Origin of the sequence: Shewanella marisflavi (genome assembly GCF_002215585.1) — a bacterium.
GTDB classification, from domain to species: domain Bacteria; phylum Pseudomonadota; class Gammaproteobacteria; order Enterobacterales; family Shewanellaceae; genus Shewanella; species Shewanella marisflavi.
This window is the reverse complement of the sequence record NZ_CP022272.1, coordinates 4,111,730-4,134,340: the sequence shown is the minus strand read 5'-3', so window position 1 is coordinate 4,134,340 and position 22,611 is coordinate 4,111,730. Positions and strand designations below refer to the sequence as shown.

Annotated in this window: 22 protein-coding genes; 11 read left to right on the top strand and 11 right to left on the bottom strand. The window is 52.9% G+C overall.

The annotated features are described in order from the left end of the window. Positions 1-11: 11 nt before the first annotated feature. Positions 12-680, bottom strand: a complete 669-nt coding sequence (locus CFF01_RS18230; protein ID WP_088905733.1) for a 7-cyano-7-deazaguanine/7-aminomethyl-7-deazaguanine transporter — start codon at positions 678-680, stop codon at positions 12-14. Positions 681-921: 241 nt separating this feature from the next. Here CFF01_RS18230 and CFF01_RS18225 point away from each other — a divergent pair, with 241 nt between their 5' ends. After that, the gene (locus CFF01_RS18225) at positions 922-1,677 is read left to right on the top strand and encodes a substrate-binding periplasmic protein (protein ID WP_088905732.1); all 756 of its coding nucleotides are present in this window, start codon (positions 922-924) and stop codon (positions 1,675-1,677) included. Here the strand turns inward: CFF01_RS18225 and CFF01_RS18220 are convergent, their stop codons facing one another. Beyond that, positions 1,678-3,036 (bottom strand): isochorismate synthase, encoded by a 1,359-nt coding sequence (locus CFF01_RS18220; RefSeq protein WP_088905731.1) that lies wholly within the window; start codon positions 3,034-3,036, stop codon positions 1,678-1,680. Between the two features lie 387 nt (positions 3,037-3,423). Here CFF01_RS18220 and CFF01_RS18215 point away from each other — a divergent pair, with 387 nt between their 5' ends. The 8 genes from CFF01_RS18215 (at position 3,424) to CFF01_RS19185 (ending at position 10,896) form a co-directional block, all read left to right on the top strand. Next, positions 3,424-5,493, top strand: coding sequence for a TonB-dependent receptor (locus CFF01_RS18215; protein WP_088905730.1), 2,070 nt, complete (start codon positions 3,424-3,426; stop codon positions 5,491-5,493). 10 nt (positions 5,494-5,503) lie between these two features. Then, positions 5,504-6,880, top strand: coding sequence for an ATP-binding cassette domain-containing protein (locus tag CFF01_RS18210; protein ID WP_088905729.1), 1,377 nt, complete (start codon positions 5,504-5,506; stop codon positions 6,878-6,880). A gap of 82 nt (positions 6,881-6,962) precedes the next feature. Next, positions 6,963-7,553, top strand: a complete 591-nt coding sequence (locus CFF01_RS18205) for an energy-coupling factor transporter transmembrane component T (RefSeq protein WP_232479477.1) — start codon at positions 6,963-6,965, stop codon at positions 7,551-7,553. An 11-nt stretch (positions 7,554-7,564) separates the two neighbouring features. Then, entirely contained in the window at positions 7,565-8,104 is a 540-nt protein-coding gene (locus CFF01_RS18200; RefSeq protein WP_088906003.1) for a core component of ECF transporter, read from the top strand. A gap of 20 nt (positions 8,105-8,124) precedes the next feature. Next, positions 8,125-8,862: a DNA-binding protein gene (locus CFF01_RS18195; protein WP_088906002.1), complete on the top strand. Its 738-nt coding sequence runs from the start codon at positions 8,125-8,127 to the stop codon at positions 8,860-8,862. Between the two features lie 23 nt (positions 8,863-8,885). Continuing rightward, on the top strand, positions 8,886-9,092 hold the full coding sequence (locus CFF01_RS18190) for a hypothetical protein (protein ID WP_088905727.1): 207 nt from the start codon (positions 8,886-8,888) through the stop codon (positions 9,090-9,092). Positions 9,093-9,334: 242 nt separating this feature from the next. Beyond that, complete coding sequence (locus CFF01_RS18185) at positions 9,335-10,507, top strand: HD-GYP domain-containing protein (RefSeq protein WP_088905726.1); 1,173 nt, start codon at positions 9,335-9,337, stop codon at positions 10,505-10,507. A gap of 197 nt (positions 10,508-10,704) precedes the next feature. Continuing rightward, positions 10,705-10,896 carry a hypothetical protein gene (locus tag CFF01_RS19185; RefSeq protein WP_157705024.1) on the top strand — a complete coding sequence of 64 codons (192 nt, stop codon included), beginning with the start codon at positions 10,705-10,707 and terminating at the stop codon, positions 10,894-10,896. Here the strand turns inward: CFF01_RS19185 and CFF01_RS18180 are convergent. The 5 genes from CFF01_RS18180 to rimK form a co-directional block, all read right to left on the bottom strand. Further along, on the bottom strand, positions 10,837-11,784 hold the full coding sequence (locus tag CFF01_RS18180) for a YeiH family protein (protein WP_033540337.1): 948 nt from the start codon (positions 11,782-11,784) through the stop codon (positions 10,837-10,839). The genes CFF01_RS19185 and CFF01_RS18180 overlap by 60 nt on opposite strands. A gap of 148 nt (positions 11,785-11,932) precedes the next feature. Beyond that, positions 11,933-13,303, bottom strand: coding sequence for a magnesium transporter (locus tag CFF01_RS18175; RefSeq protein ID WP_088905724.1), 1,371 nt, complete (start codon positions 13,301-13,303; stop codon positions 11,933-11,935). A gap of 157 nt (positions 13,304-13,460) precedes the next feature. Continuing rightward, positions 13,461-13,886 carry an ATP-dependent zinc protease family protein gene (locus CFF01_RS18170; protein ID WP_088905723.1) on the bottom strand — a complete coding sequence of 142 codons (426 nt, stop codon included), beginning with the start codon at positions 13,884-13,886 and terminating at the stop codon, positions 13,461-13,463. 32 nt (positions 13,887-13,918) lie between these two features. Beyond that, positions 13,919-14,941: a succinylglutamate desuccinylase/aspartoacylase family protein gene (locus tag CFF01_RS18165; RefSeq protein WP_088905722.1), complete on the bottom strand. Its 1,023-nt coding sequence runs from the start codon at positions 14,939-14,941 to the stop codon at positions 13,919-13,921. Further along, entirely contained in the window at positions 14,942-15,847 is a 906-nt protein-coding gene (gene rimK / locus CFF01_RS18160) for a 30S ribosomal protein S6--L-glutamate ligase (protein WP_033540333.1), read from the bottom strand. A 455-nt stretch (positions 15,848-16,302) separates the two neighbouring features. On the opposite strand from rimK, the gene CFF01_RS18155 reads away from it, so the two are divergent. Next, positions 16,303-16,518: a TIGR02450 family Trp-rich protein gene (locus CFF01_RS18155; protein ID WP_088905721.1), complete on the top strand. Its 216-nt coding sequence runs from the start codon at positions 16,303-16,305 to the stop codon at positions 16,516-16,518. An 83-nt stretch (positions 16,519-16,601) separates the two neighbouring features. Here the strand turns inward: CFF01_RS18155 and gorA are convergent, their stop codons facing one another. The 3 genes from gorA to CFF01_RS18140 form a co-directional block, all read right to left on the bottom strand. Further along, positions 16,602-17,957, bottom strand: a complete 1,356-nt coding sequence (gorA, locus tag CFF01_RS18150; protein WP_088905720.1) for a glutathione-disulfide reductase — start codon at positions 17,955-17,957, stop codon at positions 16,602-16,604. A gap of 189 nt (positions 17,958-18,146) precedes the next feature. After that, a complete protein-coding gene (locus CFF01_RS18145; RefSeq protein WP_088905719.1) occupies positions 18,147-18,713 on the bottom strand; it encodes a hypothetical protein in 567 nt (188 codons plus the stop codon). 105 nt (positions 18,714-18,818) lie between these two features. Further along, positions 18,819-19,595 (bottom strand): hypothetical protein, encoded by a 777-nt coding sequence (locus CFF01_RS18140; protein WP_088905718.1) that lies wholly within the window; start codon positions 19,593-19,595, stop codon positions 18,819-18,821. 331 nt (positions 19,596-19,926) lie between these two features. Here CFF01_RS18140 and prlC point away from each other — a divergent pair, with 331 nt between their 5' ends. Further along, positions 19,927-21,966 (top strand): oligopeptidase A, encoded by a 2,040-nt coding sequence (gene prlC, locus CFF01_RS18135; protein WP_088905717.1) that lies wholly within the window; start codon positions 19,927-19,929, stop codon positions 21,964-21,966. Between the two features lie 87 nt (positions 21,967-22,053). Here prlC and CFF01_RS18130 read toward each other — a convergent pair whose 3' ends face one another. Then, positions 22,054-22,554 (bottom strand): lactoylglutathione lyase family protein, encoded by a 501-nt coding sequence (locus tag CFF01_RS18130; protein ID WP_033540314.1) that lies wholly within the window; start codon positions 22,552-22,554, stop codon positions 22,054-22,056. Between the last annotated feature and the right edge of the window lie 57 nt (positions 22,555-22,611).

Sequence of the window (22,611 nt, the reverse complement as noted above, 5' to 3'; positions counted from 1 at the left end):
AAATCAACTGGTCAGGCCAGTTTGTTGTGCGATTTAAGCTGGTTTTCTCGCAAAATCCGCTCTTGTAACACCTTCAGCAGCACACCGTAGGCGGGCAGGAACAAACCCAGACTGACAATTAGCTTGAAACCATAGTCGACGCTGGCGATTTCCACCCAATGCTCGGCCATAAAGACATCGCTTGAGGCATAGAAAGCCACGCTGAAAAAGACCAGAGTATCGATAAGGTTACCCATCACGGTTGAGGCGGCAGGAGCTACCCACCAAGCCTTGGCCTGTCTGAGCCTTGCAAATACGGTAATGTCCATTAATTGGCCCACCAGGTAGGCGGCGAAACTGGCAAAAGCAATACGAAACACAAAGCTGTTGAACTGCATCAGCGATTCGCTACCCTGAAAGCTGCCCTGATGAAAGAGCACACCGATCAGGTAGGAGATAAACAGCGCCGGTACCATAGCCCTTAAAATGATTTTTCGTGCCGCCTGCTGACCGAAGATCCTCACGGTGAGATCTGTTGCCAGATAGACGAAGGGAAAGCTAAAGGCGCCCCAGGTCGTATGGAAACCAAACAACTGAAAGGGGAGTTGAACCAGATAGTTACTCGCGGTAATGATGGCGATATGAAAGCTGACAAGCAGCAAGAGCGCACGCTGAATCTGCGCTTGGGATAACATTAACATCTTGTGGCCTTTTTAGTGAGTTAACGCGGGGTGAGGGAACCCGCTAAAGTGAATCTTATGGCATTAATGCCTTTGTTAATTGCCTGGCGCCAAGTGTTCGGCTTGGAGACAGGGCGGCAAATTATAGTCATTAAGCCTGATTGAGCAAGGTTTTTGCGCCGATTTCTCTGCCTTGGTCGCTCTGGGTGGGTGTAAAGGGTCTACACTTGATTGATTATTACCATGATTTCTAGGAGTGTCCATGAGCGTGTGGCGTTTCATCTTGGCCTGTGTGTGCGCCTGCTGGCTACTGACGCCAAGTGCTCACGCCGAGCCCAGCCAGGCTGAAGTGATCAAAGTGGTCACAGGCAATTGGCCCGGTTATAGCACGCCAGATGGTGATGGATATTATCTGGCACTGATGCGAAAGGTTTTTCCTACGCCACAATGGCAGTTGCAGGTAGATTATGTGCCATTTTCTCGGGCGATTCACATGGTGAAGCTGCAACAGGTGGATGTTGGACTGGGCTTTTACATAGATGAAGTCAATCCAGAATACTACAGTGATCTACCGGTAGAGGTGGATCAGGTTGACGCTGCCCTGACCCCGGAACTCGCCGCTATCTGGCAAGATATCAACAGTCTTAAAAGAAAGAAGGTGAAGGCGATGCTGGAGTATCGCTACGATACTTTTATCAAGGTGCCTATGTATTATGAGGAGGGCAGCGATCTCTTGCAGATGCTTAACCATGTCAATGCCGGGCAAATTGATGCCGTACTCGACTATAAGCGCTCACTGCAGGGCCTTGCCAGCAAACTAAAACGGCCTCAGCAGTATGTGATCAAAGAAAACGTCCTCAACCCTGAGGTCTTTTTTGTTTTCCCTCAAACCGAGAAGGGTAAGCGGCTAAAACGGAGTTTCAATCAGGCTATGTTGCGTCTGCTCGCCAGCGGTGAGTTGGACAGGCTGTTTGAGACCTATATTACCCACCGCTCACGGGTGCCACAAACCCATTAATCAGACTTCGGTCAAAATGGATAATATGGTCTTGAGCTTGTTCTCTAGCTCATTCCACTCGGCATCGGCCTCTGAGCCTGACACTATCCCCGCTCCGGCAAACAGGTTAATGCGACCCGGTTCAATTAAGGCGCTGCGAATAGCGACCGCAAATTCACTCTCATACTTGTTGAAATAGCCGCAGGCGCCAGCATACCAGCCACGGGTATAGCCTTCACGCTGGCGGATAAAGTTGATGGCCGAAGCCTTTGGCAGACCGCCAACGGCTGGCGTCGGGTGCAGCGCTTGTAACAGCTGAAAGTCGTTCACACCAGGTTTTAGCTCGGCGCGTATCGCCCGGTGCAGATGTTGGATGTGGCTTAACTTGAACACCTTGGCCAGCTCGTCGGCGCCCACATAGTTGCTTAGGGGGGTCAATGCGGCCACGATATGTTCGCGCACCAGCTGGTTTTCATGACTATTTTTACTGTCATCTAAGAGCTGCTGAGCCAGCATGGCATCTTCAGCCTCATTAAGGCCGCGTGTGGTGGTGCCTGCTAGCGCTTCGGTGAAAACCTCTCGCTGGCGGCGTCGGTAGAGCCGCTCTGGCGTGCAGGAGATAAAGGCACTATCCGGGCTAAATTGAAAACCAAACTGAAAACTGTTTTGGTTGCGGCCCTGCCAACTGGCGAGCAGCATCCATGGGTCGACTCGCTCGTTAATCTCGAGCTGAGTCAGGCGAGACAAGACCACCTTGGGGGTGTCTTGAATAAACTTATCCTGGGTAACCTGATTAACCAGCTCATGCCAGCGACGCTTATTGGGTCTGTCGCTACGACTCAAGAGCTGGATCTTATTGGGTGGCGCCAGTGGGCTGGGTGGCACAAGCTGCTTTAGGGCATCTAATGCCTGGGCGCGCTCCTCTTCAATGCCACGATTTTCCACATTCAGATTCACCAACAGTTTATATTCGTCGCCGCTACGTCTGAGCTCTATTCTGGGCAGAATAAAGTGGGCGCGGCCATACTCAGGCCAACACTCGGTATGCCGATCGAAGGCTACGCCACCGTAGTAACGTATCTCTTGATTGGTCGAAAGGGCTCGTTGGTTCTGATAGGCCTGAGACAGTTGATTGTCGTCTACCGCATCTTCGAAAATAAAGTCCTTACAGCAGCCCAGGGCGGCCACTTCCTCTTGAGTATCGCGGCCATGCCAGTAAATTCTGGGGTAGCAAGGTTGGCTGGCAAGCCAGGCGATCATAGGCATCACACAGGCCGTCACCGACAACTGAATAATCGGCTCACCATGCTGGTGTATGTCGAGTTTTTCGAGTTTTTGGGCTAGGGATTGTATGGCCTGTGGCAGCGAGGAAACGCTCAAAAAATACTCCAACCTTGTAAAAAGTATCCTGGTTTGAGGGCGGGTAAGGACTTCAAACTCTCTAAGTTGAGACTTATCTGAATTGGTAATAAGAATCTTTACCACAAACTAATGTGCCGGCTGTAACCTGTCAAGTTACAGGCAGTTAAGCTGTGAGCTTGCCCAAGAAATGAGAGGTTAAGATATTTAGGGGTAAGCGTTTTATTCCTGTGTATTTTTGTCTAACCAGTGCTTCTTGTGCGACAAAATGTCCGTGTCGCAATCATGTTTTTACGGAAGTTGTTCAAATTTGTCGATCTGGGTTTGTTTTTGGGTTTTGTTAGCTTGTTGCTAGGCCTGTAAGCCGGAAGAATGACGGCCATAGGGAAATCACACTGCGATAAAAGCATGAAAAACAAACAAGAAGTTCTCAAATATTCACTCATTGCGGCCGCCGTTGCGGCCACTCCACAGGCGATGGCCGAACAGGTCAAGCATGAGTCGCTATTAGATGTTACCGAAGTCATAGTGGTTAAAGGTGAAAAGCCGACGCCGTTGCAGCAGACGACCAGTACCTGGAGCATCAGCGCCGCTGAGATCCAAGCATCGGGCGCCCAGAGTCTGGACCAGATATTGAAAAATGCCCCGGGTGTTTATGTGCGCACCGGTGGGCAAGGCACGCCCAGGGTGGATATACGCGGCTTTAAATCCAGGCATGTTATCTACCTGATCAATGGTGTACCCGCCAACGGCGCCGAAGATGGTCAATTCGATCCAAGTGTGGTGCCTGCCAGTCAAATTGCATCAGTGACTGTCTCTATGGGCCCTACCTCTGTGCTTTATGGTGCGGGCGGTGCGGGCGGTGTGATTAATATTCGCACTAAGCAAGGCGCCGATATCCCTGGTTTCTCTGGCCATCTCGAGGGCAGCGAAAATGATACCTTTAATGGCGACGTCACCCTTGCTGGATCTGGTGATCGCTGGCAGGGGCTGGTGTCGTTCTCCCGTCAGCAGAGCGATGGCTGGCCTGTGTCTGACGACCAGCCGGATACCGAACTGCAACAAGGCGATACACGGGTCAACAGCGACAAGACAGTGAATAACCTGTTTGCTCAGGGCAGTTATTGGCTGTCGGACAGTACCCAGCTGATGGCGAATGTGAGCCTGCGTAGCGGTGAGTGGGGCAAGCCTACCCTAGATGGCACCACAAGTCGCAAGGCGAAGTTTGAGCGCGTCGATGATTATGACGAACATACTCTGCAGCTTGGCGTGGCCCATAGCTTCAATGAATTGCTGACCTTGAGGGGCTTTGTTTATCAGAATCAGTCGGATGTGCTGGAAACACGCTATCTGGACGATAGCTTCGAGGCTTTGCAGCAGACGCTTGATGGTCGTTCTGTGGTGAGTGGCGGCAATATTCAGTTAATTGCCGATTTTGATAAGGGGCATCTGCTGACCGGCGCCGTGATCGCCGAGCACCAGAGCTGGGAGTCCAGCAGCAAACAGCTGGATGACAATAATGCTGATAGCGGTTCAGGCAAGGGTTCTGGCTCGGGCACTGGCTCGGGTACTGGTGGCGGTAGCGGTTCAGGTAGTGGCTCGGGTTCAGGTTCGGGTAATGGCTCAGGGGGCGCCGAGGCCTTCGATGATAGCTCCTGGCTATACACCCTGGCGGCTGAATATCAGTATCAACAGGCTCATTTTGGTGCCAGTCTGGGCGGCGCCCTACACGAGCAGCAGCGTGTGCGTGAGGATGAATCAGATTATTCGGCCCAGGCCTCGGCCTATTGGCAGGCTGCTGAGGCGACGCGCATCAATTTAGGTCTGGCCCGTAAGGTGCGTTTTCCCTCTATGCGTAACCTCTATTCGTTGTCATCGGGTAATCAGGATCTACAATCTGAGATCTCTAAACATCTTGAGCTGAGCCTGGCACAGGGGCTGGGGCACAATACGGACCTTAGTCTGGCGGCTTACTACACCGACGCCGATAACTATATTGCCAAGGATGTCGATGGCATCTATCAGAACATGGGGCGTTATCAGTTCAAAGGGGTCGATTTGCTGGTGCGTGATCAGAGCATCGACAACTTGTCGCTCAGCTTCGGCTATAGCTTCTTAGACAGCGAAGACAGAGATGCGGCGCCAGGGTTGGAGAACTTAGAGTACCGTCCGCGTCATCAGCTCAGGCTGCAGGCAGATTATGAGTTTAGCTTTGCGACCCGTATCCATTTCAACATCGAACATATCATGGGCCAGGTTTATCAGGCCCAAGAGAAGGTCGCCGGTAAGAAACTGCTGATGGAGAAGTCGCTGGATGACTATACCTTGGTTGATCTCAAGCTGAGTCACCCTATTGCTGGGGATGCGTTATCGCTTTACCTCAGAGCCACCAACTTACTCGATGAACGCTATTATCAGAGCGAGGGGCTGCCCCAAGCGGGTCGTCAGGTGTTCCTTGGTGTGAACTGGCAGCTGTAGGACATCTGCTATGGCCTTGATGCAACTTAGTCAGGTTGATTTTCGTTTTCACTCAGCGGCCGCGCCGCTGTTTGAGGATCTGAACCTGAGCTTGCAGCGCGGTGAGTGTCATCTTGTTCACGGCGCAACTGGGTGTGGTAAGTCAACCTTGCTGCGCTTACTGCTGGGGATCTTAGATCGCCCCTGGGAGGGAGAGCGCCTTATCGGCCAAGGCGTGACCCTGGGCGTCGTGATGCAAGACCCCAACGTGCAACTGCTGCGTCAGACCTTGGGCGCCGAGGTGGCCTTTGCGCTGGAAAACTTAGGCGTGGCCAGTGACGAGATGCTGTTGCAGGTACGTTCTGCCCTCAGACGCGTCGGCCTCTATATTAGCCTGAATACTCCCATCGCTAGTCTCTCACTGGGGCAAAGATACCGACTCATGATCGCGGCTCAGTTGGTGCTTAAGCCTGATATCTTGCTGCTGGATGAACCCTGGGCCCAGTTGGACGACCAAGGTGTGCGAGAATTATCACAGGTGCTGGTGCAGCTGCAGCGTGAAGGGCTGGCCCTGCTGATCGTTGAGCATAACAGAGGCGTCTTTGCCGAGTTGGTGACCCATAGGTGGCATCTGACTAAGAGGCAGCTGCAGCCGCTGGCCCTGTTGCAGCAAACGTTTCAAGGAGAGTCACTATGTTGGCGTCAGACTACTGGGCCATTCCTCGGTGCGCCGGTTATCGACAGCCAAGGTTTTAGCTTGGCTTTTCATGGTGGTCAGCAACTGTTCAATGCAAAGGGGCTCTATTTGTTCCCCGGCGAGATCGCTGCCCTGGTGGGCGACAATGGCTGTGGGAAGAGCACCCTGCTGAAGTGTCTGGCGGGTATTCAGGCCGATATCGCCCCTATCGGGATCAAGGTATTGGGCGTGCGACCTAAGCTGGGACGCTATGGGGCTGATCTGGCCTTGCTGCATCAGCGGCCGAGTCGGCAGCTATTTGAAAACAGCGTGCTGCAAGAGATGCAGTTTAGCCTCAAGCGTTATGGCCTGCCTTTGGCGCGGGCGATCGAGATGCTTGGCCAGCTCGGGTTAACTACCTTGGCGGGTCATTCACCTCATACGCTTTCTTACGGTCAGCAGCATTTGATTGCCTTGGCCTCTCTTGCCTGCCTCAGGCCGAAACTCTTGTTGCTCGATGATCCCTTTGCAGGGTTAGATGCCTATTTTAGCGCCAAGATAGTGGACCTGATCCTCAAGCTTAGTCATCAGGGAACCGCTGTGGTGGTGGCCAGCCACAGGCCGATAGACGCCTTGCCTGTCGATCGCGTCTGGCAGGTGGCTGAAGGGCATCTGCAGAGCTTGGAAAACCGGGGCGCCGGTGCGATACCGGCCTTCTCCAGTGTGGGCTAGGCGGTCAGGGGCGCGAGCCCTAAAAAGCGCTCATGGTGCTGCTGAGCGATATTTTGTCATCAATGATGTCACTTGGTGCGCATTGGCGATCTTCTTGGTCTTGGCGCTGTCTGGTGGCGCGTTTTTAGTGCCTCAGGGGTGGCTGCTTTATCTTGGCCTTATCAATGCGTTGCTTCTGCTGCAGGGGCGTTATTTTGGGGGACGGCTAAAGGGGCTAGCGGTGATATTTATCAGTCAGTTAGTGATCACCAGCTTGCTCTATCTCCTGTTACACGGCGCAGCGCGTTTGCCCGAGGGGGTGATAGCGGTGACGCGGATCTTATTGGCCATGATCCCAGGCTGGTGGTTGTCCATCGTCTGCGCCCCACAGCGGATTGGCGAGGTGCTTAGCTATTGTTTGCCAAGCAAATGGGCCTTCGTGCTGGGTGCCTGTTTTGGTCTCTTGCCTTATCTGGGACAGGAGACGCGGGAGATCTATCAGATGCAGGTCATGCGCGGCGCCAAGATTCAGCCTAAGGCATTGTGGCGCCCCCAGAATTGGCAAGAGCTGATCTATTGTGTGCTGTATCCCTTGTTGATCCAGCTATTAAAACTATCCAAGCAGATGGCTACCGCGGCCAAACTGCGCCAGTTTGGTCGTGCTCGCAAGCCGACCCATTGGCCCTACGAGTGAGATATATCATGATGAATAACAAAGGTTTTAACCTACATGACGCCTTGTTTATCGGCTTCTGTGCCACCTTGCTGGTGGCTCTGAAGGGAGTATTACGACTAAAGCTTGGTTTGTCGGGTCACTCTATGTTTCTGATGAGTTTCTTCTATCTGATCTGTTACGGCGCCGTGGGTAAGCGCGGCGCCATCAGTGCCTGTGGTTTGCTTGCCGGGATGATGGCCATGACCCTGGGGGTGGGCAAAGGAGGCCCTTTGCTGTTAGTGAAGTTTGGTTTACCAGCTTTGGCCATGGACCTCTGTTTATTCTTGGTTCCTGCGCTGATGTCACTTAAGTGGCGCTGCATCATATTGGCGCTGGTGGCGACCCTGGCTTGGGCCAGTAAGGGGCTGATCGAAGGGGCATTGGTCGGACTGAGCGCTCAGGTGGTGGCGGTGCAATTTGCCAAAAGCCTGCTGTTTGGCAGCTGTTTTGCTGTGCTGGCGGCGGTGATAGTGCCAGGCGTGTTGGAGCGGCTTAGAAGCCATGATCTATTAGATAGAGAGGAGTTTTAGTGATGGCAAGAGAAGTGGGTCTGAGATCTTGGTTGGTGTGTATCGACGATACCGATGATATAGGGACCAAAGGTACGGGGGAGATTGCCGAAGAGATAGCGGAGTTGTTAAGCGACAATCACTTGAGTCGCTGCGCTTTTGTAACCCGGCATCAGCTCTATGTGCATCCGGATATTCCTTATACCTCACACAATAGCGCCATGTGTTTTCAGGTGCGCACCACTAAGACCCAAGATGAGATATTGACGATCGCCACAGCGCATCTGCGCAGTCAAAGCGCCGCGGCGTCCGATCCGGGCCTCGGCCTGTTAGATCTTCACCGCCCGCTGGATCGCGAGGCCTTGATTGCCTTTGGTGAGCAGGCCAAGGTAGAAGTGAAAACCAAGGCCCAGGCCTATGAGCTGGCCGATCGTCTCGGGGTACACCTGAGCGAACATGGCGGCACGGGACAAGGGGTGATTGGTGCCTTAGCGGGTTTAGGGCTGCGACTTCAGGGTAACGATGGTCGCATCAAGGGCCAGTTTTCCTTGCCAGGTCTTGAGGAGGGCGAGGTTGCTCTCTCGGTCGCAGAGGTGATCGAACAGACGGGGGTCGACAGGGTGTTGAGTGACTGTGGTGAGCTACTCTGCTTCAAGACGACGCTGCTCCTGTCGGGCAAGGTGAAGGCTGTCTATCGCGATCATCAGGTTTCGCTCTTGGTCTATCGGGATCAGGGATGCTGGCGTAACGCGCGCAAGCAACAGCTGAAACGCTATTAAGGTACCTATTTAACGAGGGATATATGCAAAGAGTATTTGTGTTAAGCCAGGGGCGTTGGCAGCTGGCCATTGAGGGGGAGGATTACCGCCTCGCCCGGCAGCAGGCTGACCAGTGCGATGGTTTTATCGATGACGATGAAGATGAGCAGGTCGATGATATTGAACGTTCATGTGTCAATTGCGCCAGACGGCGCTGGTTGGTTGACGCAATAGAATGTACCTTTTTGTAGTGCTAATTTAGGCTTTGCTTACAGTTACATACATAATTACGATCCCCAATAAGGGCATTTTTGGCCTCTCCTGAGTACAAAGCTTTTCCTTCTACCTCTGGTTCTCTGGCGCCGCCAGGCATACTATGAGTCTCTCCTATCACAGTGTTTTTCTGGTTCGCTATCCCGAATGGCAGGGATTTAGACTAGGCTAAAAAGTGGCGACCGCGAGATGTAAGTGACATTTTGGGTGAGTGAGCTGTATGACCGAAAGCGTAAATGATAAAGCAGATGTAATGAAGGTGCCCGTGCCAAACCTGGCCCTGGGTATGTATGTTACGGCTATCGATCATCAGGGAAGAGTCAATATAACCAATCCAGGACAGATTAAGGATCGACAAGCCATAGACAAGTTGGTACGAAACGGTATCGAGTATGTGTGGGTCGATGTGGAACGCTCGTCTCCTGAGTGCGGGCTCAAGCCCAAGCAGACACCGACGAAAACCAAGGTACTGAGCCGAACTCAGTCTCAGGACAAGGCCAAGCGCCTGATGAGTGAGGCAAAGGATCTGGTCAAGAAGGTGCTGTCGGAGACCTTTGAGGGCAAGGCGGTCGAAGTCGCACCGTTTGAGGCTATGGCAGACAAGATGCTCGAGTCTGTGATGCTCGATGCCGATGCCTTTATGTGTATCTCCGCCCTGCGCTCCAAAGATGCCTACCTGTTAGAGCACTCTATCAATGTCGCCTTCTTGCTTGTGACCTTCGGTCGTTACCTCAAACTTAAGCGCAGCGTACTCAAAGAGTTGGCGGTCGGCGGTATCTTGCATGATATCGGCAAGGTACGGGTCAATAACCGTATTTTGCATAAACCAGGACGTTTGACGCCGGAAGAGTTTGAGCACATGAAGTTGCACCAAGTCTACGCCCAGGAGATCTTGGCCGAAACGGCAGGCTTATCGCAGATCAGCCGTGATGTTTGTCTGATGCATCATGAAAAACTCGACGGCAAGGGTTATCCGGCAGGTCTTAAGGGGGAGGAGCTCTCTCTCCATGGTCGCATGAGTTGTATCGTCGACATTTTCGATGCCTTGACGGCGACCCGCTGTTACAAGGAGGCGATGAGCCCAGCTGCGGCGTTTAAGATCTTGCTCAGCCTGACCCCCTTCCATCTGGATGAAAAGTTGGTGTATGAATTTATTCGCTGTGTTGGCGTCTACCCGGTTGGTTCCTTGGTGCAGCTCTCTGACGGACGGGTGGGGATTGTCTGGGAGGCCAAAGACAGGGACGCACTGCATCCGGTACTCAAGACCTTCTATTCGGTGAAACACAAGCGTTATACCGAGGTGGCTATGGTGGATCTGCTTAAATCGGATCTCTTTATCGAGCGTGGTATTTCGCCCAGCAGCTTGGACGTGGACCCAACCCCCTTCTATTGATGGCAGGCTGAGATCTGAAGGAGTGAGGAGCTTACCAAATGTTTGGGACAGCAAGGTCTCTTATGCCGTCATAAGGTAGATAATTTGGTGCTTAGCCGATTCAGCTATTTGTTAGTAAAAACGGGTATTTGCTGAGACTCTGACGCCAATAAATAATAGCCACTCGATCACTTAGCCTAATTATTGAGGAGGCAAAGATGAAAAAGTGGCTTGTGCTGTTATGCTTCGCCTTCCTATTGGCGTCTTGGTTTACCACTGGGCTGACTCGCGCCTTGGTGGAGCTGGCCGCCTTTATCGCTATTTTGGCTCTGGTGTGGCGTACTGGTGGCTCAAACAAAGTTGATGATATAGAGCAAAGACCCAGCGCCGATAGCAAACCAGAGCAGTAATCCCAACACCATCGGCCGCATACCCGCCTGACGCATCTTACCTACGGTGATCCCCGCGCCGATCAGAAAAAGACACAGCACCAACACCCGCTTGGACAAGGCAAATAGTCCGTCGTAGAACACTTGTCCCTGTGGCAGATAGTGCGCCAGCAATATCGCCAGACAGTAGAAGAGGATAAAGAAGGGCACGGCGATCTTACGGCGATTGCCGCCAAAGGCCATGGCACTAATCAGGGCTACTGGCACTATCCAGAGCGCGCGAGCCAGCTTGAGCGTGGTGGCTGTCCGCAGAGCCTCATCACCATAGGCCGACGCCGCACCCACCACAGAGGAGGTGTCATGGATGGCGATGGCGCTCCATACCCCAAAGTGATATTGACTGAGCTGCAACAGATGGCCCAGCGCCGGAAACAGAAACAGGGCAACGGAGTTGAGCACGAACACCGTAGCCAGCGCAATGGCAGTATGTTGGCTGTCGGCCTTGATAGCTGGCGCCACGGCGGCGATGGCGCTGCCACCACAGATGGCGGTGCCCGAGGCGATCATATGACTCAACTTGGCGTCTATCTTGAGTAGCTTGCCCAGCACAGTGCCCAGCAGCAAGGTAAACAGGATTGAGCCCAGGATGAGCCCCATATTTTGGCTGCTGGCGCTGATGGCGGCGTCGAGTTGAATGCCAAATCCCAGCCCTACGATAGAGTAGGCCAGTAACTTCTTGGTGAGTGCGCCGATATCCAGCTGCTGTGGGACTAAGCCTAGACTTGCCAGGGTGAAACCTATCACCAGCGCAATGGGCGAGGAGATCACCGGCGTCAGACAGAGAGCGCCGGCGAGAAAGAAGATCGCCTGGTTGGGATGGAACGGCCACTTTTCGAAGAATGCTTTCATCGGACTCATATCTTGTTTAACGAGGTGGCTAGTATAAGGCCCGTCAAGCGTTTATAAAATTCAATATGACTTAGCTATAGATTCAATTTTATTTAATTACTGGGGCAGCGGAAAAAGCCGCCCCACAAAGGCATGATGGGCCGCTCCCTTAGTTAAGCAGCAGTAGACTACCTAGTCCAAGGAAGATGAAGAAGCCCACCACATCGGTCACTGTGGTCAGGATCACCGAGCCTGCCACCGCAGGATCGATACGCATCTGCTTGAGCACGAAAGGGATCACTGTGCCCGATGACGCTGCCGCCAGACTATTGAAGACGATCGCCACAAAGATGATGCCACCCAGCGCCCAGGAGCTAAACCACCAACTGACCACTAGGCCAATCAATGCGCCTAGCAGCACACCATTGAAGGCGGCAATCTTGAGTTCTTTGTCCAGTAGCAGAGTTAAGTTGCTACGTTTCAAGTGGTTGAGCGCAATACCTCTAAGCGCTACCGCTAAGGTCTGACTGCCGGCGATACCGCCCATACTGGCGACGACAGGCATTAAAATGGCCAGTGCCACCACCTGTTGCAAGGCATCGCCAAACAGGCCGATCACCCAGGAGGCGAGAAAGGCCGTCAGCAAGTTGGTCGTCAGCCAGATGGCCCGCATACGCGCCGCGACCCCCACAGGGGTAAAGAGGTCTTCCTCATCCTGGGGGGTCTCAGACACCAACACCTCCAGGCTTCGTTCCTTGAGGCGGTGCATTAGGGTGGAGAGCGCGATAGCACCGATGATCTTGCCGCCTTTTTCAACCGGCACCCAGGCAAAGCCTGCCACCGGATTAAACTGCTGCGCCGCCTGAGTGATATCCAGCTCGTCGCCGATGGCTTCTAGTTCGGTAATGCATTCGGCCAGCGGAGTGGCGGGATCCTCGCGATAGAGCTGCTCTAGGGTGCAGCCACCATGAAACTGACCCTCGGCATCCACGGCGTAAACCGCCACGTATTCGCGCTGCTTCTGTCGGTTGAGCCGGTCTAACACCCGGCCAACGGTTGCCGTAGGGCGTGAGCGTAAGATGTTGTTGTTAAGGTAACGACCAACCGCCTCATCCTGATAGCTCAGTGCCTGCTGCATCTGCTCTGTGGTGAGGGCTTCTTGCTGATCCAGATAATCTTCGACTATGTCGCTAGGTAGGATCTCGGCGAAGGTGAGAATATCTATCTCAGAGATACGTCTCGCCAATCCTTGGAGCTGCTCTGGGCTGAGTAGATCGAGTACGTGGCGTGCGGTTTCATAGTGCAGCAGGTGCAGTATTGGCCAGCCTCTTTCTACCGGGATCTTACGGCAGATGGGCGAACGATATTGATCACTGACCGACTCCAGCAGGTCGGCCAGATCGGCATCGGAATAGTCGCTGATAAAGCCAAGTGAGGGCAGTTCCTCGGCCTCGGGATGACTGACAATGTCGATGACTCGGGCGAGAAGATCGTCTCTGGCCGCTTGATCTGCTTGTGGTGAGGGGTCTGGCATTGTCATAGTTGATGTCCTTGGGTGAACTTGAGGGACAGTTTAAGGCAAAGACCTTAACTAAACCATTGAAAAACTGGGTTAATCAAAGTCTGGCTGTTGCACATCGGCGTCATTGAAAGCTTACGGCAGTAAAAGTGCTTGCCTAAGGCAAGCACTTAGATGGCTAGACGTTGATCAGAAAACTCTCCGACGGGTCTACCAGAACCCGATCGCCCATCGCCTCTCTGCCCAGTAGCATCAGATAGGTCATGTCCTGACGATTACTCAGGGTTAGCTCTATAGGCCATTCATGCTCCCCCAGCTTGAGAGTGGTTTCGATCACGCAGCGCTGCTCCACTTCGCCATTGGAGGACTTGATGCGGCGTGAGTCATGTACCGGAGCCTTACAATGGACTGTCTGCTCGAGATCATAAACATCCGGGTGCAGGTCGAAGGCGACATAGGGGCGACCACCTACCTTGATCCGCTTGAGATTGTCCACATGCAGAGCGGAGGTCTTGGCGCCGGTGTCGATGCGCACATGCAGATCCTTGATGCCGAGATCCGGCAGATCGCATGCCTCTAAGTTGCCTATGATGATCTTATTCATCCGTTATTCTTCCTTTAGCGTCAGGCCGCGACCTAGATGGTCTGGGTGGTCAGCGGCATTATCTGATCGTTCATTATCTCTATATGTTCGGCCACCTCGTCGGCGGCGCTGCCAAAGTAGGCCACATGGAACATGGCGTCCCCTTCCAGTACCAGGGGGATATTCTGCTTACCAATGACAATACCCGCCCGGTTGGATACCACGCTCTGGATCAGTTCGCCCAAGGGGCTGTTGATCTCCGCCAGTACCTCACCTTTTTCGACATGGGCCCCTAGCTTGGCAAACTCACACACAAAGCCGCTGGCCGAGGCGCGGGTCCAGTCGCTGCGGTTGGCGATAAAGGGCTCTATCTTCTTGCGCAGGCGGCGCTTGCGGATCAGCCCAAGTGACGACAGCACATTGAGAATACCGCGCTCACCCGTCTGGATCGACAGCTCGTCGAATCTGAGCGCCTGGCCCGCTTCATACAGTAGTACTCGTGTGCCCTTGTTGACGGCGGATTCCCGCAGTGAGCCGTCGCGCACATTGGCGTTGAGCAGCACTGGCACGCCGAAGGCCTGGGCCAGTGCCAGTGTCTGTTCGTCATCCAGGTTAGCGCGGATCTGCGGCAGGTTAGATCTGTGGATCGCCCCGGTATGTAGGTCGATGCCGTAGTCGCAGTGCTGCACTATGCTGTTTAAGAAGGTATGCGCCACCCTGCCAGCCAGTGAGCCCTTGGGGGAGCCGGGAAAACAGCGGTTAAGGTCGCGTCTGTCTGGCATATAACGGCTCTGATTAAGCACCCCATAAACATTGACCATGGGGACTAAGATCAATGTTCCCTTCAGCAACTTGAGCTTGCTCTGGATCAGGCGGCGGATGATCTCAATACCATTGAGTTCATCGCCATGTACCGCGGCGCTGACAAACACCTTAGGGCCATCCTTCTTAGCCCGGATCACATGGACCGGAATCGAGACCTGAGTGTCAGTATAAAGACTGGCCACAGGTAGTTCGAGTTGCTGCTGGGTGCCGGGGAGAATGTCGACCCCGGCTATGGTTAGCGCTGAATTCATTTAGCCTTTTCCGCGAGTTCTATTGGCGTTGGGTTTCGCCTTTTTCTCAATAAATTCATAGATCAGTCCGGCCACATCTTTACTGGTCGCCTGTTCTATCCCTTCCAGACCGGGTGAAGAGTTCACTTCCATCACCACAGGACCGTTGTTAGATTGCAAAATGTCCACACCACACAGGTTGAGGCCCATCGCCTTGGCGGCGTTGAGGGCGGTTGCCCGCTCATCTTTGGACAGGCGTACCAACTGGGCTATCCCTCCGCGGTGCAGGTTAGAGCGAAATTCACCTTCGGCCGCCTGACGCTTCATGGCCGCTACAACTTTATCGCCTACGACGAAGCAGCGGATATCGGCGCCGCCGGCTTCTTTGATGAACTCCTGCACCAGAATGTTGGCTTTAAGCCCCATGAAGGCTTCGATCACGCTCTCGGCCGCCTTATTGGTTTCGGCAAGCACCACGCCGATCCCCTGGGTGCCTTCTAGCAGCTTGATCACCAGCGGTGCACCGCCGACATTCTTGATCAAATCTTGGATCTTATCCGGCTTGCTGGCAAATCCGGTACGCGGCAGGCCTATGCCCTTGCGCGATAGCAGCTGCAGGGATCTCAGCTTATCGCGTGAACGGCTGATGGCTACAGATTCGTTGACACAGAAGGTGCCCATCATTTCGAACTGACGCACCACGGCCGTGCCGTAGAAGGTGATTGATGAGCCGATACGAGGGATCACCGCATCATACTTAGGCAATACCTTACCCATGTAACGCACCGTTGGGTTGCTGCTGGTGATATCCATGTAGCAGTGAAGAGTGTCTATGATGTCTACTTCATGGCCGCGCGCTTCCCCGGCCTCTTTCAGGCGCTTGGTAGAGTATAAATTTTCGTTGCGAGACAAGATTGCAATACGCATGTCTACATTCCTTAGTGGTAAAACTTTAATAATAAAAAAGTAATGCTTTCAAATTTAAGTGATTGTTGGCCTCAGGGCGAACAATCGATATCGACGGCTAAAGACGCTGCGTCAGGAGCAATTCACCCGATCGCAAAGCGGTGCCTGCGGAATAACTCAGTGGCTTAACTATAGCCATAATTAGCCGCCAGCGTGATGCGTTTGCTCGTTTTTTCTTGGTAATCATTCGATTGTCTGAGGTTTTCCATCGCCTGTTTAGGGCGCGACCTTATTGATAAACCCTACGGGAGAAAAGCTAATTTTTTTTGTCGTGACCACAAGGGATTTTATTGCAAAGGCCTACGCGTGGTGGGAGTGTTAACTCAGCTAACGTTAAGCGTTAATGAACTTGAGTCTTGCTCTGTGCGTAACACTGAGTAGTTTTCCAAATATAGTCAGTGCGCTGCGGAGTCGAGATGAACCGAATTAACCCTGCTAAGTTACCTAATAGTAAATGGACGGCGGTAAAGCCGATGAATCGAGAAAAGCATTTCTTAGTATCAGAAATGGAGTTTGATGAAGAGGGGGCTGTTATTTTGTGCAAGTTGGAAGCAATACTTTCAAAGAATGAGTATTTAATCGATTGGACAGAATTGAAAAGTCGAGATAAGTGGCTTCAGGGGTGGAAGTAGTTAGGCCTTTGGAAACATGAGTCACAAAAAGGCCAGACAGTTGTCTGGCCTCTAGCCGCTTTGTCAATCAAGCAACAAGCGAATTAACGCATGGTAACGAACTCTTCGGCGCCTGTGGGGTGGATGGCGACCACCGCGTCGAAGTCGGCCTTGGTGGCGCCCATCTTGATGGCGACGCCGAAGCCTTGCAGTATCTCATCCATGCCGTAGCCGATGCCGTGAATGCCCACGACCTTCTCCTCGTTACCGGCGCAAACCAGCTTCATCTTACAGGCCTGGCGGTGGGCAGTGACTGCCGTGTACATAGAGGTGAAGCCTGAGGTGTAGACCTTGACGTTCTCCTCGCCATATTGGGCGATCGCCTCGGGTTCGGTCAGGCCCATGGTGCCTATGGCCGGGTGGCTGAATACCACGGTGGGCACTAGGCTGTAATCCATCTTGGCATCGGTCATACCGTTAAACAGGCGTTCCGACAGCAGGCGACCTGCTTTTACGGCAACCGGCGTCAGCTCTATGCCGCCTTCGATGATATCACCGACACAGTAGATGCCTGGTGCTGTGGTGTTTTGTTGGGCATCGACCACCACATACCCCTTGTCGTTAAGCTTAACATCTGTGTTTTCCAGGCCGATCTTGTCGGTGGATGGACGACGGCCGATGGCCCATATCAGGGTATCGATCTCATAGCTTTCACCATTTTCCAGCTTAAGGGTCAGCGAGCCGTCGGCGTTTTTGGTGACAGACTCTGGAATGCTGTGGGTGTGCAGGCTAGGGCCGTCTGTGGCCATAGATTCCATCAGGGCTTCGCTCAGCATAGGGTCGAAGCTGCGCAGCGGTGCATGCTTACGCACAAACAGATGAGTCTCGCTGCCCAGAGCATGAAGCACGCCTGCCAGCTCGACGGCGATATAGCCTGCGCCAACTACGGCAACGCGTTTAGGCTGCTCGTTAAGGGCGAAGAAACCGTCAGAGTCGATACCATATTCGGCGCCCGGAATGTTGGGAATGGTTGGGGTGCCGCCGGTGGCGATCAGGATATGGTCGGCGCTGTAGTGTTCGCCATTGACCTCAATGGTGTTGTTGTTGACGAATTGGCCGTAGCCACGCACCAGAGTGACACCATTGCTGTCCAGGCCTCTGTCGTAGGCGCCGTGGATGCGCTCTATGTAGGCTTCGCGACTCTCGACCAGCTTGCTCCAATCGAATTTATTCACCGATACGTCGAAGCCATAGTCTTTAGCGTACAGGTGCATGGCTTCGGCGACTTGGGCGCCATACCACATGACTTTCTTAGGGACGCAGCCGACGTTAACGCAGGTGCCGCCCAGTGCCTTGGCTTCGATCAGCAGTACCTTGGCACCGCGCATGGCCGCACGGTTGGCCGAGGCGATCCCGCCGCTGCCGGCGCCTAAACAGATATAGTCAAAATGTTGAGCCATCTTTTTCTCCAAATTCGAAGGATTGCATATGGGGGTCATTGTAGGGGTAAAGCGGCAAGCAAACCAGTGGTGTGTTGCGCCCTTTAGCCGCAGACCCGACAGTAGAGCCTAGATTAGACCGGAGTGAGACAAGATGGCTTTCACTGATATCTTTACTCGGCTTCCCTCGGGTTTTTACTGCGAGCAAGGTTAGCGCCGATATTGGCACTTATGGTGATCGCTTTGGTTAGGCCCCTCGGCGCCACACTTCATGCAGATCCATTCGCTTTGACGGGCGCTAAGCTCTTTATCTTGATAGCCATATTGGCGTTTCTTTTGCCGCTTGAGGCCCTTCTCTAGATGAGACATACGCTTATCGAGCCAGCGGCAGCTGGGGTCGTCGGCCACATGCTGGCGACTGGCAAGCTGCTGTTTGCGGCTTAGCTGTTTTTGACTTAGTTTCTTAGTGCGTTTCTGTTTGGGCTTTTTGGTCGATTTCTTATCGCGGCGAGGCTTGGTCTGAACCGGGCTGGGGCGATAGTTAAGGGCGCTGGTGGGCTTGTCTGGGATAGCGATAGGATTGCCGTGACTGTCCAGCGCACCGTCGACGGGTAAGGTGATCACCTCAGGTTTGACTGGCGTGTCTTTAGCTAGACTGTTGTCTTGGTTTTTGTCCTGGGCTTGTGCAGCGCCAGTTAGCCAAAGTGAGAGGGCTATAAAGTTAACAGCGAATAGGTGTCGGGCGATAAAGCCTAGTGAGTGGCTGCGGGCAGACATTCCGTGTCCTCCAAGTCTGGGCAGGCACTCCTTGCCTGCTGTTAATAAAGCTAGCTCATGGAGAGCCAGCTTTCAATGACCGGATTCTGTCGGGGAACCTATTACTTAGAAGCTAAAGGTGAGGTGCAGGCCCGCATAGGTGTTGTTAAGGCTAGCCGTGGCATCTGGGTTTTCCTGTTTGATATCTTCCTGAGCCAGGGTGCGGCTTAGATGGCCAGAAAGCACCAAGCGGTTGGCCAGCTGATATTGGGCCTCTAAACCAAACTGAAAATGGTTGGGGCCGTTGTGCTCTTCGGTCACATATTGGAAGTCGAATGCCTGGGTGACATAAGGGGTCAGCGTCAGCTTTTCAGAGATGGGCCATTCGCTGTGTAGGCTGACCTCGACAAAGTAACCCGCGGCCTCTGTGGAGTAGGTGTAGCTGACCGATGGGGTTAACCACTCCAGCGCCGTGTATTCAATAGTCGCGAAAAATTCGTTGTCGCCACTGCGCTCATCGCTGTAGGTCTCGATGCGTTGATAACCGATAGCGGCGTTCAGGTTGTCACTAAGTTCGAAACCATACTCCAGCCCCATGTTCCATTCGATATAATATTGGCTATCGCCACGACCGACTGTGGTAAATAGGGTGAGATCATCCAGTTGGACGGCGGCGGTTGCCCAGTAGATGCCGCCCTTATCTAAGTTGTTGCGTCCCTCTGAGATATATTTCGAGTCCCAGCCTAAATCGAGAATCACCGAGGTCTCAGGGCCTTCGCCATGGCTGATGATGTTATTGATGTGCGAGTCATCGATTGTACCTGTATTAGCCTCTTCGGCGGCGTTGACTGTGCCTGCCAGCATGAGACTGAGAATACAGGTGTGAGTGAGCAATTTGTTCATGGGTGTAACACTGAATGTTATTGGGATCGAAATGGATGATAATCGGCTAATTATTAAACATAAATGATAATTGCTCGCATTTGCGATCGGCTTGGCAATATCTGTGATGTAAGTGACAAGTATATATCGTCTTGCTCTAGATCAAGGTTTTTCCTCTAGCTCGCTGCTAGGTGTTCACTGCTAGGTTTAACTCATAACTGTCAGGCGCTGTTGCTAATTGTCACTTTGGGCGCTCATGCCCAGGAGTCTATCTAGTTTACCCAAGATGCTTGAATAGTCGCCCAGTCGCCCATATGTAACCTCAATACCCTAAGATTGACGAGGACACCAGATGAGTAACCCTTTGCTAAGCGGCAGTGAATTACCGCTATTTTCGCAAATTAAACCCGAGCATATTCAGCCAGCCGTCGAGCAGGGGATTGCCAATTGTCGCCAGAAGATCGATGAGGTGCTTGCCAGCGGCGGCCCCTACACCTGGGACAATCTGATCGCCCCGCTAGAGCAGGTAGATGACGAACTGAGCCAAATTTGGTCACCCGTATCACACATGAACTCAGTGCTTAGCACAGAGGAGTGGCGCGCCGCTCACGATGCCTGCCTGCCACTCTTGTCTGAATATGGTACCTATGTGGGGCAGCATCAGGGTCTATATCAAGCTTATAAGGCGCTCAAGGAGTCCGATGAATTTGCCAAGCTGAGCCAGGCGCAGCAAACCAGCATCACTCACAGCCTGCGTGATTTCGAGCTGTCAGGCATCGGATTGAGCGATGAGGATAAACAAACTTATGGCAAATTGGTTAAACGTTTATCTGAGCTAACCAGTAGCTTCTCTAATCAGCTGTTAGATGCCACTCAGGCCTGGACTAAGTTAGTAACCGATGAGCAGGAGCTGGCCGGTTTACCCGAGTCTGCTATTGCCGCAGCCAAGGCGATGGCCGAGGCTAAAGAGCAGCAAGGCTGGTTATTTACTCTGGACTTCCCCTCTTACCTACCCGTGATGACCTATAGCGATAATCGTCAGCTAAGGGAAGAATGCTACCGCGCCTTCGTGACCCGCGCATCTGATCAGGGACCTAATGCCGGTGAGTTCGACAATGGTCCGTTGATGGATGAGATCTTAGACCTGCGTCATCAGCTCGCCAAATTGCTGGGATTCGACAGCTTTGCCCACAAGTCACTGGCGACCAAGATGGCTGAGTCGCCCAAGCAGGTGCTGGGTTTCCTTAACGAATTAGCAGCCCGCTCTAAGCAGCAGGGCCAAAATGAGTTGGCTGAGCTGACTGCCTTTGTCGAGAAAGAGTTTGGCGTGAGCGAGTTGGCTCCGTGGGATCTCAGCTACTACGCCGAGAAACTTAAGCATCACAGATATGAGATCTCTCAGGAGCTGTTACGTCCATACTTCCCGGAAGATCGTGTCTTGTCTGGTCTTTTCTATACAGTGTCGCGTCTGTTTGGTCTGACGATCGAAGAGCAGGAACATTTCGACAGCTGGCACAAAGATGTACGCTTCTTCCATATTAAAGATGCAAAGGGCGAGCACAGAGGCAGCTTCTACCTGGATCTCTATGCCCGCGAAGGCAAACGCGGTGGTGCCTGGATGGACGATTGCCGCGTGCGTCGTCAAACCGCTCACGATTTGCAGAAGCCGGTGGCTTATCTCACCTGTAACTTTAACGCGCCGGTCAATGGCAAACCTGCGCTGTTCACCCACGATGAGGTAACAACCCTGTTCCACGAGTTTGGTCACGGCATTCACCATATGCTGACCAAGATAGATGTGGCGGGCGTATCTGGCATCAATGGTGTGCCTTGGGATGCCGTGGAATTACCGAGCCAATTTATGGAGAACTGGTGTTTCGAGGAGGAGGCATTAGCCGAGATCTCTGGACACTTCGAGACCCATGAGCCATTGCCTAAGGCGATGCTGGACAAGATGCTGGCGGCGAAGAATTTCCAGTCAGGCATGATGATGCTGCGTCAGCTGGAGTTTTCACTGTTCGATTTCCGTTTGCATCTGGAATATGACCCGGCAGAGGGTGCCAATATTCAGGCCAAGCTAGATGAGGTGAGAGATCAGGTTGCCGTGGTGAAAGCGGCTGACTTTAATCGCTTCCAACACAGCTTCGCGCATATCTTTGCTGGTGGTTACGCCGCAGGTTACTACAGCTACAAGTGGGCCGAAGTGTTGTCGGCCGATGCCTTCTCACGTTTTGAAGAAGAAGGGATCTTTAACGCCGATACCGGCCGCAGTTTCCTGGAAAATATCCTCGAGATGGGCGGCAGCCTGGAGCCGATGGAGCTGTTTAAGCGCTTTAGAGGCCGCGAGCCGCAGATCGATGCCCTGCTGAGACACTCAGGTATTCAAGGCTAATGCTTTGATCTGATTAGTCTATCTAGATGCGAAAAGGCCAACCCTATGATAAAGGTTGGCCTTTTTTATGAGCTGATGAATTAGCGATTAGTAAGCGCCTTCGCTATAGGTCAGTTCATAGCTATGGCTGTAAATCTCTAAGATATTGCCAAAAGGATCTTCCATATAGATCATGCGATAAGGCTTCTCGCCTGGGTAGTAGTAGCGAGGCGCCTTCATGCGCTTCTTACCACCGGCGGCCACAATCTTCTCGACCAGGCCCTCTAGATCTGGATCTTGTACGCTGAAGTGGAACACCCCAGTTTTCCAATACTCAAAGTTATCCTCAGGGTTTTGCTGATTCGCAAACTGGAATAGCTCGACGCCTATCTTGTCGCCGGTTGCCAGGTGCGCGATACGAAACGACCCCCAACCCTCACCAAAGACGTCGTTACACATCTCGCCAATTGGACTGTCGTCTTCAACAATCTCAGTGGGTTCCATTATGAGGTACCAGCCTAATACCTGAGTGTAAAACTCAACGGCAGCCTCGAGATCCGGCACCGAAATACCTATGTGAGAAAAAGTTCTTGGGTAAGCCTTGTTCATGTTGTGCTCCTGTCAATTGAATTGGGTATAGCTTACAAATTGAACTAAATTATGTAA